Here is a 13,034-nt window from a genome sequence, read left to right as displayed (position 1 = left end):
TCTCTTTTATCTTAAGCATCATTCACTTCATACACATACTCCCTCTAAATCATTTAACTTTAATGATTCTTTAACAAATAAAGCATGATTGTTGTTTACATTTAACAGGCTGTAATTAAGTTTTATAATTTTATTTTAAAAGGAACAATATCCATGAATTTAATAAGAAAGGTTATTAGCTCAGTTGTTATATTTGGTTCTTTTGGTTTTGCGAATGATGCTCTAGCTGCAAGATCATGTTCTGTTATTGTCGATGATATTCAACTAAATCATTCTCAGGTAATTGTAAAGACAACTAATAGTATTACTCACTTGGCTAATGACAAGTTAACCTTAGCTTATCAAGATAATCAATTTGGCCAGATCTTAGAAAAGCTTGCTGAAGCAAAAGGTTTAGAAACGCCTGTAAAAATTTATATACTCGAGGAGTTTAATGGTGATGATGCGCGCAGTTGTAATGATAGCATTACTGACTATATAGGATCAGTTCATCGCATCTAATGGTCTAAATTGTTTGTAGCCCTATAATTAGCATAGGGCTACAATTGAATATTTTACTGACACTTTATAGTTGCATAAAGTTGGTAGCATTGGTTTTTACTACCGGTGCTTTTCATTGTCCATAATTGGTTATACCAATCAAAGTTACCATAAGCGCTTTCATCTTCCCCACAAGTGATTGTGCTTCCTGAAATTTCTTGGTTATGACCACGTTCTTCACAAAATTGATTTCCATTTGTAGAGCCTACAAAAAACTGCTCTAAGCGTCCATTTATCCATACCTTTGGGCTGTAATAAGTTGTTGCAGTATTGACTAGTACGCCTTGTCGCTCTTCCACATTTATTTCTGCGCGTTCAAAATATACTTTTTCATTTTCTTTAAATGCCATTGTGTTTGCTGAAAGCGTTGTATCTGCAAATACATTAAGTGATGCTGAGCTTAAAGCGAGTAGAGCGAAAGTAAGTGTCTTCATTATCTTTTCCTTTAGTTGAATGTAGAATTACACAAAACCTCTTTTTTCAATGTGCCTTCTAAGCTTGGTAAATACAGGTTTCAACAAGGTTAAGCTTTTATTAAAGTTTAAAATAATCGTTGTATGCTTTTGCATTTTTTACATTATGAAAAAAATTTGAGTTAGACTTTATTCACTAGTTTTAGCGTGCTGGTGGTGTTAGTTTAAGGCTGTAAAAATTAAATCTCACGCAATGAATTTTTAATTTTTAATGTATAGGCTCCTTTTATGAATCAAACAGTGGAACAAACAATGAAAAAAGTAGGATTAGTCGGATGGCGCGGCATGGTAGGCTCAGTATTACTAGAGCGAATGGAACAACAACATGATTTTGCACATATCGACACCACCTTTTTCACCACCTCACAGGCAGGTCAACTTGGTCCTGAGTTAGCTGGTCCTGCTAAACCGCTTTTAGATGCTAGTGATATTTCTGAACTTGCAAAAATGGACATTATTGTTACCTGTCAGGGTGGCGATTATACCAATGCGGTGTACCCAAAATTACGTGAATCGGGTTGGGATGGCTATTGGATAGATGCGGCCTCTGCGCTGCGTATGAGCGACGACAGTATTATCGTACTTGACCCTGTTAACAAAGATGTCATTGAGCAAGGGCTTGAGCAAGGCGTTAAAACTTTTGTAGGTGGTAACTGCACGGTTTCACTTATGCTGCTAGCACTGGGCGGTTTATTTGAGCACGACCTAATTGAATGGGTAAGCCCAATGACTTACCAAGCAGCGTCGGGCGCCGGTGCGCGCAATATGAAAGAGCTTATTGCCCAAATGGGTGCTATTCATACGAGTGTTGCAAAGCAATTAGATAATCCAAGTTCAGCTATTTTAGAAATTGATAAAATAGTCAGCGAAAAAATGGCATCGAGTGATTTGCCACAAGACCAGTTTGGTGTACCACTGGCGGGTAGCTTAATCCCATGGATTGATGTGCCTATGCCAAGTGGCCAGTCTAAAGAAGAGTGGAAAGCACAGGTTGAAGCGAACAAAATTTTAGGCTCTTCTAAGCAGCCAGTACCTATTGATGGTTTATGTGTACGCATTGGTGCTATGCGTTGTCATAGCCAAGCGATGACAATTAAATTACGTGAAGACATTAGCGTTGAGAAAATAGAAGAAATCTTAGCATCGCACAATGAGTGGGTTAAAGTAATTCCTAATCAGCGCGACGTTACCAGCACCGACTTAACCCCAGTTAAAGTAACCGGTTCGCTAAGTATTCCTGTTGGCCGTATTCGTAAACTCGCTATGGGACCAAAATACATCAGCGCCTTTACCGTAGGCGATCAGCTGTTATGGGGTGCAGCGGAGCCACTTCGCCGGATGCTACGAATTATTGTAGACGGTGAATAACTTTCTAGTTCGCCAAGTAAAAGGGTTAGCTAATTGCTAACCTTTTTTATTGCCTCTTCGAAATATTCTCATATTATTTCTTGCTCAACCCCTTTAGCCACACTATATTCTTAAGAGTGTTTTTAGAGGTTAATTGCATGAATATATCAAAAAAATTAAAGCTCTCTTTTGCATCTGCAATTGCCTTGCCGTTATTAATTATAGCTGCTTTAGTTATTTCACAAACTAGAGAGCAAGCACTTGATAATTTTTCTCAGTTAAGTGAACGTGAAGCCCGCCAAGTTGATAATGCAATTACTATGTTTTTTGCTGAAATTGCTAAAAATGTAGATTACTTAGCCTCCCACCAAACGATTAAAAATGCCCGTGAAAACATAAAAACCCATATGAATGTTGGCACTAAGGTAATGCTTGATCACCCTAACCAAAGTCCGACGGAGCAAGCTGCTTACAGTTTATTTAATCATTTTGGTGAGACTCACCCTGGGCTTGCTTATATTTACATGGGGAATGAACAAGGTGGTTATATTCAATGGCCTATGGGAAACGTAAACGCTAATTATGATCCTCGCCAGCGCCCGTGGTATAAAACGGCTAAACAAGCCAACGGTAAAACAACCCGTACTAATGCTTATTACTGGGCCGCTGATGATTTAGTGATTGTATCTACGGTCAAAGCCATTATTGATAACGGCAAGTTAATTGGTGCTCAAGGGATGGATGTTTCATTGGGCGGGCTTACCGATATTATTGCCGATATTAAATTAGGCGAAACAGGTTACTTAATGTTGATTGAAGACAGCGGCAGTGTGCTGGTGGATGTGAAGCACCCAGATTACCGATTTAAAAACCTAGCTGATATTGAGGGCGGAAAATACGCCGATTTAGCTAAAAACAACAAAGGCCTGTTTGATGTCGATATTGATGGAAAACAGTATATGGCCAATATTTACACGTCTCCCATTTTAGGGTGGAAGTTTATTGGGGTGGTTGAAAAATCCGAGGTAATGAGCGCGGCCAATGCAATGGCTTACACCATTTTAATTATTAGTGCTGTGTTAATTGGTGTGTTTATTGCGATAGCGAGTTATATTTCTAAGCTTATTTCCGCTCCTATTGTTGAGGTAAGTGATGGCTTAACTGAAATATCGCAGGGTGGCGGTGATTTAACCCAGCGCTTAGCAATTAAAACTAAGGATGAAACCGCTAAACTAGCCACCAGCTTTAACTTATTTTTAAATCTGATCAGTGAGTTGGTGACGCAAATTAATGAATGCGCACAAAATGTTAGCAAAACCTCATCGCAAACCTCATCTCAAGCTGTGCAATTAACAAGCTCTACCAGTCAACAACAACAAGCTTTAGAAATGGCGGCAACGGCTATTAATGAAATGGCTGCTACTGCTAATGAAGTGTCTAGCAGTTGTGCGAATGCGGCGGATTTAGCGGTTCAAACACAGCAAGCATCGGACTTGGGGCAATCGGTTATTACACAAACCGTAGAAAGTGTGGTTCAGCTGTGCGATGTAATAAATAATGCTTCAGCAGACATTACTAAGCTCGATAGTGAAAGCGAAAATATTATGTCGATTTTAAGCGTTATTCGCGGCATTTCAGAGCAAACTAACTTATTGGCTTTAAACGCAGCCATAGAAGCTGCGCGAGCTGGTGAGCATGGGCGTGGTTTTGCCGTGGTTGCAGATGAAGTTCGTGCGTTATCGCAACGTACTGCCGAGTCGACCGAAGAAGTAGCATCGCAGCTTGATAAATTACGCACTATGTCGTCTAAAGTGTCTAAAGACATGGAACGCAGCATAGAAACCACGAATAAAACTGTAGAACTTGCGCACTCGGCGCAACAACAGTTTAGCGAGATCACGGCGTCTATTGTTAATATTAGTGATTTAAACACCCAGATAGCGACTGCTGCAGAAGAGCAGCAACACGTAGCTGAAGACATAAACCGAAACGTAACGGAAATTAAAAATTCGGCTGATGAGGTTAGCGATATTGCTGTTAGCACCAGCGAGAACGGTAATGAAATGAGCCGTCTTTCTTTAATGTTAACGGACTTAGTTGGCAAGTTTAAAGTATAAATAATAGGGCAAGTACATACTTGCCCTATTCAATCTGCTACTTATTCTTAAGTAATTGTTTTAACTCTGCCAGTTGCGCCTTCAATTCGTTTACTTGGCCTTGAGTTGCGGGTAGTGAGTCAGTTTCGGCTTGCTCTTCTCGTGCATTGCGATGCTCCTCACTCATTACTTCTAAAATAGCCCCCACCATCATATTTAAAAATACAAATGCCGTTAAAAAGATAAAGGTTAAGTAAAAAATCCAACTTAATTTGTACACCGCCATGGTTTCGTACATCACGTCGGTCCAATCTTCGAAGGTGGCGATTCTAAACAAGGTAAGCATAGAAATAGAGACATCGCCCCACAGTACTGGGTTTATTTCAGCAAACAACATGCTACCTGTGGCAGCATAAATATAAAAAATCACAAACATTAGCAGCGCGATATAGCCCATTTGCGGGATGGCTTTTATTAGTGAGTTTACCAATAAGCGCAGCTCTGGGATCATAGACACTAAACGTAGTACGCGGAAAATGCGCAGCAGTCGAGCAATAAAAATAGTCGAACCTGCAGCAGGATATAAACTACCGATCACTATAATGAAGTCAAATATGTTCCAGCCTTTGGAGAAAAAGTCTTTGATCCCTTTACTGGCAATATAACGAATAACCAATTCGATTAAGAAAAACACCGTAATGCCTATATCCATCCAATGCAGAAATAGCTCAGCGGTAGGGTGCAAAGAATAGGTATGTGCGCCCACGGTCAGTGCAGAAACCACAATAACTGCAATAACAAATGATTGAAATAATTTACTTTTATCGATACGCTGGAACAGCTCTTGTAACTGCGACAACATCATAACGTGCCCTTAACGGTTATAAATACAAAACCAGTGCAATATACAGCAAAAATAACGAAAATCAGTAGTTTTCCGGTTAAAATAATAAGGAATTTTGAATGCTAAATAATAACTTAAAGTATCTACTTTCGTTATCGGTAATCGCAGTGTTAACAGGGTGTAGCAGCGATAGCCGCTATCATGAAATTCAATCAGCCCGATTAGATGAATGCAGCCATATGGCTGACAAGGAATACCATGAATGTGTTAAACAACAACAAGACAGCTACAAAGAATTTAAAAAACAACAAATCGCCGAGCAGTAATAAACCATGACCAAAACCCAAAAGCAGCTAGATAAACGTATTCGTCAACAATTAACAATTGCTTGCGAGCAAATAAAAGATAACGTTGAGGGCTTTAGCTTTCTTACTCACTCGGTTGATTTAAACAATTTACCTTCTAAGTTTACTGTAAGTTGTTATTTTATTGATGCTATTGCACTAGAGCAGGCTAAACAAAATAATCAGCTAGATTACATTGTGCAGCTTATTTGTAATGCATTAGCTAGTTTAAATATCCATATAAAAAACAATGCTATTTCATTTCTTAAGCAGTAAAAATAGGTACTGTGTTTTTGTTTAATTATCCCTCATTTTAAGCTGTATTTGGCATTTATGGTCTTAGTAAAAGCTTTAATATGGAGAGATTCTATTAAGCAGGCTATAATCGCAAAAAATTGTAATAGAGATTAAATATGGCCGTTCCAACACGCTCACAAATAACGCCAGGCACAGAGGTTAATATTGTGCTTAAACAAGATCAACGCAGTGGTACTTTAACCAATGGTATCGTGTCGCGTTTATTGACCAAGTCACCTAATCACCCGCACGGAATAAAAGTACAATTAGAAGACGGCCAAGTGGGTCGGGTAAAAGAGATCATTGCATGAGTGAGTTAACCTTAACTGATTTTTGGCGACTGGTTACAGTTGAAGATAAAACCGCAGAGCCTGACTCAGTGTGCCAATTGCTTAAGTCGGCACTGAGTGACTTATCAGATGAGCAATTAATTGAATTTGATAAGCAGTTTAGTATTTGTATGCGTCAAAGTTATACCTGGGACTTATTTGGTGCCGCGTTTGTTATGGCGGGCTGTAATGATGAATATGGTTTTTCAGAATTTCGTTGTTGGTTAATTTCTCGTGGTGAAGCCGTATTTAAAGCTGCACTAGAAAACCCAGATAGCCTGGCTCAGTGCACGCCGCTTTATTTTTTAAACGAGCAACCTTATCCGTATTTAGATGAGTATGACCTAATTGCAGGTTTGTTATATGAAGAGCGTAACGACGATGAGTTATCCTTTATCCCATCAGGGCTTGACCAACCTAAAGGTAAGCGCTTTAAAGACAAACCTAAGTTTTTAAAACAAAATTACCCGCAATTATTTGCTAAGTATTGGCAATAACTCAGCGTGTTATTAATGCATTACTTAATTAACCTGAACTGCGGATAATAAATTCATCTCAAGCAGCTATTTTCAGCGCTAACTGCTTTGAGTTTACTTGCAATAGGCTAGCTATTGACGCGTAATTTCGCCTTGTTTTCACTAAAAATTTCTAGCTAGAGAAAAGTAGGTAAAAATATTTTTTGATTCAACATGTTAGTAAATCTTTTAACCAGAGTTCAGGTTAATCACAAGTAATGCATTTTCTTCCCCCTTTATGTAATAAAGCTTACGTCTAGTTTAATCTTATTTGTTGTTAGCTACGTATTTTAAGTTAGTTTTTGCGCAGCTGCTCATAGTAATACGACTTCGCATCTTTTATAGTAAATCTCTGTTATAGTTAGAAATAGCTAAGCATCGTCACAGTGCTTGATCATGGTTGATACACGAGGATAGAGCTTATAATGAAATGTTTCACACTGGTTTTACTTACCATAAGCCTTTTTAGCTGCTACGCAGTGGCAGGCCCAAGTAATAAAACTCGCTTTATTCCACTATTAAAAACTAAGCTAGGTAATTACGAAGTTACCTCAAGTAACTCGGGTTTGTGCACTAATAGTCGATTGCAATTTAATAACCCTGAAGATCCTGAGCAAGGTTTTAGCTTAGGTAAAGAGATTTTGTTTAACTCATTACACAATGGCACTCGTACTATTCAAAAGCCTAATTATTGTTTTATTACCAGCTCACTTAAATACAAAACTAATGGCCTCGAAAATGGTTTACGTATGAGCCGATGTGATAATCCAATTCACGAAAGAACCATTAAACAAACCATTACTTTTTTAACCGATAGCACCCTTAAATACACCTTAGATAACCCAAGTGTAGAATGCGAATTTATTAAAGTTGCTGACTAACACTGTATTTTAGGAATATCGCGCCAACGGGTTGTGTATTGCGGCGATAAAAAAGCTCTATTCATATGCCAGCGTTCATTTAGTTGGCTGCTTGCTACGCTAAGCATTCCTTTCCCAAAGCGATGATTTATCGCATCTAAGCAGCCCATTAACTGCGGGTTATCGGTTTGTTTCTCAAATAAAGTATGTTGTTGAAACTGCTGTGGGCTAAGCTCTAATGCACCCACTCCGCATTTATAAAAACGAATACCCGGCTGATATATCTGCTCAAAACTCTTTGATACTGCACTTGCTATAACACGGGTATCGTTAGTGGGCGGGTCAAATTGATGCATAGCTGACTTTTTATAAAAGGCTTGCTCATGTGATGAGCTGGCAGCAAAAATATAAATACGATGAGTTAGCGACTGTTGCGCTCTTAATTTTTGTGCAACTACACTGGCATGATTTATTAATGCGGTTCTCACTGCATCAGGATCGCTAAGGCGCTGGCCAAAACTACGCGTTGAAAAAATAGCTTGTTTGTCTTGGCGCACATCATCCCAGTTTAAACAGGTAATGCCATTGAGTTCGTTAATTGTACGCTCAAGCACTACGCTAAATTGGCGACGAATTGTTTTTGGACTTTGCTCAGCCAGCTGCCATGCGGTATTAATATTCATTAGCGCCAGCTTTTTAGCTATACGTTTGCCCACTCCCCATACATCCTGGCAGTGCATTTGCTGTAAAATAGCTTGTCGGCTTGCTTCATCATCAATCACGGCAACCCCATTAAAGCCAGCTAGTTTTTTAGCAGCATGATTCGCGGCTTTGGCTAAGGTCGGTGTTGGCCCAAAGCCAACCCCAACAGGGAGTTTGGTTTCGCGCCATACTGTACGTCTAATTAGCTGTCCGTAGTGGTGCCAATCAGTAATTAATGGCTGATAGCCTTTAAAGTGCAAAAATGATTCGTCAATACTGTAAATATGCTGGGTATCACAAAAGCGAGCAATAACGTTCATCATTCTATCGCTTAAATTAGCGTATAGTTCGTAGTTAGATGAGCGCACCACCACCTGATGTTTTGCTAGTAATTGCTTTACTTTAAAATAGGGGCCAAATTTAGGAATATTAAGCTTACGGGCAATAGGGCATACCGCACATACGCAGCCATCGTTATTGGTAAGCACCACAACTGGTTTTGAACGAATTGCGGGGTCAAATACCTTTTCAGCACTGGCATAAAAAGCAACCGCATCAACTAAGGCATACATGAAAGTATCTCAGGGCTTTGCCGATGCAACCTAATTGAGCGGGTTACCACGCCTTCAAGCTGAAATTCATCAGACTCGGTTAATTGCACGGGCTTATAAGCAGCAGAAGCCGAGAGCAGCCGCGCATTAGTTTTATCTAGCAGCTTACATACAAATAAACCATTTAAGTTTGCCACAATAACATCGCCATCTTTGGGAATTTCAGCACGGTCAACTAACAGTAAGTCGCCCTCAAAAATACCAATTTCTTGCATAGAGCATCCGGAGGCAACGCCAATAAAGGTGGCATCAGGGTGTTTTATTAATAGCTCGTCGAGTGATATTCCTAACTCACTATACTGCGCTGCAGGCGATTCAAACCCGCAAACACCGGCCTCTATATAAATGGGAATAACAAACATAACACAACCTAAAACGCATATACTGTATAAGTGTACAGTATATGCGTTTTGTATCAGTTATGCCAAGTAATGAATGGCGGATCAATCCATGTTTTTGATCATTTGTTGGGCAGTATGTAAAAAGTCATTGATTTGCTGTGAGTTTAAGTTTTTACACATTTGCGTATTTACTTGCTCTTCGGCGGCTAATAGCTTGTCATAAAGCGTGCGACCTTCAGGGGTAAATGACAAAATAAAACAGCGCTTGTCGTGGTCACTGGCATCTTTGTTAATCAAATTTAATGCGAGTAGCTCTTTTACTAAGCGTGCTATTTGGGCTTTGTCGCGCTGAGTTTGATTAACAATATCGTTTGCAGTGCACTGAGTTGTTGTTGCAATAATATGAAAGCAGCGTACGTGCATTGCGTTTAATCCAAGCTCGCCCGCATTAATCGCCTCACGTATGGTAACGCGATAATTTTGCATTAAAGCAAATAATGTATTGGCCAATGAGATATGCATAGGGAATCCATAATGGTTGACAAAGTCAATTAAATTGATATAGTTGATTTTATCAACCAATGGAGCGTTGTGCAATTCATCTTTTTTAATGAGGTAAATTTATATGGGTAAAAAAGTACGCAAAGCAACAGTATTAAGCACAGAGCAAGTAACCCCACATTTACAACGTATTATTGTTGGCTCCGATGAGTTTAACGACTTGAGCGCTCAATATATTGGTAACTACGTAAAGGTACTTATTCCCCAAAATGGCCGCGTTGATTATAATATTAAAACTTCATGTATGCGTTCATACACTATAAGGCATGTTGATGAGCACACCGGCGCACTTACCCTCGACTTTGTAATTAATATGCACCAAGGTCCCGCAACTAATTGGGCTAAAGAAGCAAGAGTAGGCGATGAGGTAGGTATAGCGGGGCCAGGCCCTAAAAAGCTAGATAACTATGAACACCCACATTACATACTACTTGGCGATTTAACTTCGGTTAATGCAATTAAAAGCTACGTGCAACATCTGCCTAAAAACGCAAAAATTGACGCGATTATTCATGCACCAACAAAAGATGATGTGATCAGCTTAGAGTCGCCGCGAGATGTAACTTGGTTAATAACACATAAACCAGATACAGATGTGATAAACGCATTAAAATCGGTGCCGCTTAGTGAGCAACAACCTATTGTATTTATGGCACTAGAGGCCGGATTAGTACGCAAAGCAAAAACCGTATTAACTGATGAATTAGCGATACCTCGCAGTCAGATTGTTTCATCGGGTTATTGGAAAAAAGGCCTTGATTCAGAGGCCTATAAACTAAACCGCCAACAAACTGCAGCTAAAAGTAGCTAGCTTTTTTGTCGCTCAATCGCAACACCTTAGCGTTTCAAGATAAGCTGCCTTGAATTGGTGTAATGTACACCCATCTCTTACTTTAGATTTATTATTTATGGCTAGCACGTCATAAGTCGCTATTTAATTTGGAGATGCTGCTTTGTTATCAACTATCCCTTTTTCATTACTTGAACTGGCGCCTATGCAAAAAGGGGCCACGGTTAGTGACACCTTAAACAAAAGTACAGCCTACGCACAAAAAGCAGACCAATTAGGTTTTAACCGTTTTTGGTTAGCCGAGCATCATAATATGCCTGGGATTGTTTGTGCCGCCACTTCAATTTTAGTAGGGCACATAGCCGGCAACACTAAAAAAATACGCGTAGGGTCGGGTGGAATTATGTTACCTAATCATGCGCCTTTAGTTGTGGCTGAGCAATTTGGCACCTTAGAGAGTTTGTATCCTGGTCGAATTGATTTAGGGCTAGGGCGCGCACCAGGTAGCGATCCGGTGACAAGTCGCGCCTTAAATAACGACATTAGCCGCGCTGAAAACTTTCCTAATGAAGTAAGCGAGTTACAAACACTATTAGGCCCATACGATGGGGCTAAGCGTGTACGAGCAATACCCGGTGAAAACACTAATGTACCTATTTGGCTGTTAGGCTCAAGTTTATTTAGTGCCCAGTTAGCAGCGCAAAAAGGATTACCCTATGTATTTGCGGGGCATTTTGCACCGCGTTTTGTACATGATGCAATAGCCTTGTATAAACGAGAATTTAAACCATCAAGTGTATTAGTTAAGCCTTATGTAATGTTGGCATTACCTTTAGTGGCTGCCGATACAGATGAAGAAGCACAATATCTATCAACCACTTCAAAACAGCGGGTACTGTCGTTAATCAGAGGCGATGAGTTGTGGTTAAAACCCCCAGTTGAAACAATGGAGGGCTTATGGAGCGAACAAGAGCGCACTCATGTTGAGAGCTTTTTAGGATTAAGTGTTACTGGTGGGCCAGCGAGTATTAAACACAAATTAGAAATGATCGTGAACCAATTAGAGGTCGATGAGCTTATATTCACCAACGATTTATATGACGATGAAAAACGTCATCGTGCGTTAAAAATACTAATGGAAATAAAGAACTAAGCTGTTTATTAAGCAAGCGTACACGCAACCATAGTTACACTAATAACCAAATAGAGAATCGAATAAAGATTGAGTACAAATAAATGATTTATATTTTCAATCGAACTTATTCAATTAATCTGTTTTAAGGATTTAATCAAGCACGTTAAAATAAAACCATATTCCGTTAAGTTAACAACTAAGAGGTACACCGTGAAATCTCAAATAAATGTTGCTCCACACACATTCAATAAGCCTATGCACCCCAAAACTGCATTGATTGCTGAAGGTGGAGGTCAGCGAGGGATATTTACAGCCGGTGTACTTGACGCGTGGTTAGAGCAAAACTACGACCCGTTTGATTTATTTATAGGCACCTCTGCTGGCTCGCAAAATTTAACCAGTTATTTAGCGCGTCAAAAAGGCTACGCAAAACGCTTGATCAGAGGGCTTTCGCGTCATAAACGTTTTTTTCAGTTAGGTCGAGGCCTAATGGGTAAACACATTGTTGACTTAGACTGGTATTTCGAAAAAACCACTGAGGTTAATAGAGCATTAGACTTTAAAACGGCAAAAAATAGCCTTGGTGATAGAGAACTACTGATCACTACAACCAATGCACGTGATCGTAAACCGTATTATTTATCTCCTACTGGCGATGGCAAACACTGGCGAGAGCTATTAAAAGCGTCAAGTGCTTTACCTTTTTTGTATAAACAAGGTGTTCAACTCACTCCTTGGTTAGGCTCAAAAGCGGCAAACGAAGCACATTTAGCTGCAGAGCAATCGAATGAAGATTTTTATTTAGATGGCGGCTTAGCTGCGCCATTGCCTGTACGCGAAGCTTATAACCGTGGCGCACGAAAAATCGTGGTAATAAGAACCGTTGATGAGAATTTTCAAGCGCAAACTGCATGGGTTCAAAAGCTTAGAACATTTGCATGTGCATCGGGCTACTGCCCAAAAACACTTGATTACTTGATTCAACACGAGCAAGCATACCTAGACGAGCTTGAATTTATTGCTAATCCCCCAGATGATGCTGAAATTATTCAAATTTTTGCTAACGAAAAGCTACATAGCAAATTGTTAGGCAGCTCTAATGATGATTTACGCTTTGATCATAAACTAGGTGTAAAAGCAGGCCGCGCTTATTTAAAAAGCCAAAATACACGTATAGTAGATTATGCACACAGCTACGCCATGTAGCTGTGTATCAACGCTTAAACTTAAATTACCACTTAAGTTTAAG

16 protein-coding genes are annotated in these 13,034 nt (G+C 39.6%); 11 read left to right on the top strand and 5 right to left on the bottom strand.

What is annotated here, in order from left to right:
• Nucleotides 1–153: 153 nt before the first annotated feature.
• A complete protein-coding gene (locus FHG08_RS16460; RefSeq protein ID WP_178957108.1) occupies nucleotides 154–501 on the top strand; it encodes a hypothetical protein in 348 nt (115 codons plus the stop codon).
• Between the two features lie 53 nt (nucleotides 502–554).
• On the opposite strand, the gene FHG08_RS16455 is transcribed toward FHG08_RS16460, so the two are convergent.
• Nucleotides 555–974, bottom strand: coding sequence for a hypothetical protein (locus tag FHG08_RS16455; protein WP_138606472.1), 420 nt, complete (start codon nucleotides 972–974; stop codon nucleotides 555–557).
• A gap of 267 nt (nucleotides 975–1,241) precedes the next feature.
• Here FHG08_RS16455 and asd point away from each other — a divergent pair, with 267 nt between their 5' ends.
• Together asd and FHG08_RS16445 are read left to right on the top strand one after the other, a co-directional pair.
• Nucleotides 1,242–2,381, top strand: a complete 1,140-nt coding sequence (asd, locus tag FHG08_RS16450) for an aspartate-semialdehyde dehydrogenase (protein WP_178957107.1) — start codon at nucleotides 1,242–1,244, stop codon at nucleotides 2,379–2,381.
• 137 nt (nucleotides 2,382–2,518) lie between these two features.
• Nucleotides 2,519–4,477, top strand: coding sequence for a methyl-accepting chemotaxis protein (locus FHG08_RS16445; RefSeq protein ID WP_178957106.1), 1,959 nt, complete (start codon nucleotides 2,519–2,521; stop codon nucleotides 4,475–4,477).
• Nucleotides 4,478–4,514: 37 nt separating this feature from the next.
• Here the strand turns inward: FHG08_RS16445 and FHG08_RS16440 are convergent, their stop codons facing one another.
• Nucleotides 4,515–5,318 (bottom strand): ion transporter, encoded by an 804-nt coding sequence (locus FHG08_RS16440; RefSeq protein ID WP_178957442.1) that lies wholly within the window; start codon nucleotides 5,316–5,318, stop codon nucleotides 4,515–4,517.
• Between the two features lie 101 nt (nucleotides 5,319–5,419).
• Between FHG08_RS16440 and FHG08_RS16435 the strand changes: the two genes are divergently transcribed.
• From FHG08_RS16435 to FHG08_RS16415, 5 genes are all read left to right on the top strand, one after another.
• Entirely contained in the window at nucleotides 5,420–5,626 is a 207-nt protein-coding gene (locus FHG08_RS16435; RefSeq protein WP_178957105.1) for a hypothetical protein, read from the top strand.
• A 6-nt stretch (nucleotides 5,627–5,632) separates the two neighbouring features.
• On the top strand, nucleotides 5,633–5,920 hold the full coding sequence (locus FHG08_RS16430) for a hypothetical protein (protein ID WP_178957104.1): 288 nt from the start codon (nucleotides 5,633–5,635) through the stop codon (nucleotides 5,918–5,920).
• Between the two features lie 137 nt (nucleotides 5,921–6,057).
• Nucleotides 6,058–6,252, top strand: a complete 195-nt coding sequence (locus FHG08_RS16425) for a YwbE family protein (protein ID WP_008468098.1) — start codon at nucleotides 6,058–6,060, stop codon at nucleotides 6,250–6,252.
• A complete protein-coding gene (locus tag FHG08_RS16420; protein WP_178957103.1) occupies nucleotides 6,249–6,767 on the top strand; it encodes a DUF4240 domain-containing protein in 519 nt (172 codons plus the stop codon). Before FHG08_RS16425 ends, FHG08_RS16420 begins: the two co-directional genes overlap by 4 nt.
• A 443-nt stretch (nucleotides 6,768–7,210) precedes the next feature.
• Nucleotides 7,211–7,666: a hypothetical protein gene (locus tag FHG08_RS16415; RefSeq protein WP_178957102.1), complete on the top strand. Its 456-nt coding sequence runs from the start codon at nucleotides 7,211–7,213 to the stop codon at nucleotides 7,664–7,666.
• Here the strand turns inward: FHG08_RS16415 and FHG08_RS16410 are convergent.
• The 3 genes from FHG08_RS16410 to FHG08_RS16400 all read right to left on the bottom strand — a co-directional run bounded on the left by FHG08_RS16410 (nucleotide 7,663) and on the right by FHG08_RS16400 (nucleotide 9,821).
• Complete coding sequence (locus tag FHG08_RS16410; protein ID WP_178957101.1) at nucleotides 7,663–8,919, bottom strand: Y-family DNA polymerase; 1,257 nt, start codon at nucleotides 8,917–8,919, stop codon at nucleotides 7,663–7,665. The genes FHG08_RS16415 and FHG08_RS16410 overlap by 4 nt on opposite strands.
• A complete protein-coding gene (umuD, locus tag FHG08_RS16405; protein ID WP_010388819.1) occupies nucleotides 8,907–9,320 on the bottom strand; it encodes a translesion error-prone DNA polymerase V autoproteolytic subunit in 414 nt (137 codons plus the stop codon). The genes FHG08_RS16410 and umuD overlap by 13 nt, the downstream gene beginning before the upstream one ends.
• Nucleotides 9,321–9,401: 81 nt before the next feature.
• On the bottom strand, nucleotides 9,402–9,821 hold the full coding sequence (locus FHG08_RS16400) for a MarR family winged helix-turn-helix transcriptional regulator (protein WP_178957100.1): 420 nt from the start codon (nucleotides 9,819–9,821) through the stop codon (nucleotides 9,402–9,404).
• Nucleotides 9,822–9,924: 103 nt separating this feature from the next.
• Here FHG08_RS16400 and FHG08_RS16395 point away from each other — a divergent pair, with 103 nt between their 5' ends.
• The 3 genes from FHG08_RS16395 (at nucleotide 9,925) to FHG08_RS16385 (ending at nucleotide 12,991) form a co-directional block, all read left to right on the top strand.
• The gene (locus FHG08_RS16395; protein WP_178957099.1) at nucleotides 9,925–10,671 is read left to right on the top strand and encodes a siderophore-interacting protein; all 747 of its coding nucleotides are present in this window, start codon (nucleotides 9,925–9,927) and stop codon (nucleotides 10,669–10,671) included.
• Between the two features lie 142 nt (nucleotides 10,672–10,813).
• Entirely contained in the window at nucleotides 10,814–11,803 is a 990-nt protein-coding gene (locus FHG08_RS16390; RefSeq protein ID WP_178957098.1) for an LLM class flavin-dependent oxidoreductase, read from the top strand.
• A gap of 237 nt (nucleotides 11,804–12,040) precedes the next feature.
• Nucleotides 12,041–12,991: a patatin family protein gene (locus tag FHG08_RS16385; protein ID WP_178957440.1), complete on the top strand. Its 951-nt coding sequence runs from the start codon at nucleotides 12,041–12,043 to the stop codon at nucleotides 12,989–12,991.
• Nucleotides 12,992–13,034 lie beyond the last annotated feature (43 nt).

The organism is Pseudoalteromonas sp. Scap03, from assembly GCF_013393115.1.
Classification (GTDB): Bacteria; Pseudomonadota; Gammaproteobacteria; order Enterobacterales; family Alteromonadaceae; genus Pseudoalteromonas.
This window is presented reverse-complemented; position numbering and strand designations above follow the sequence as displayed.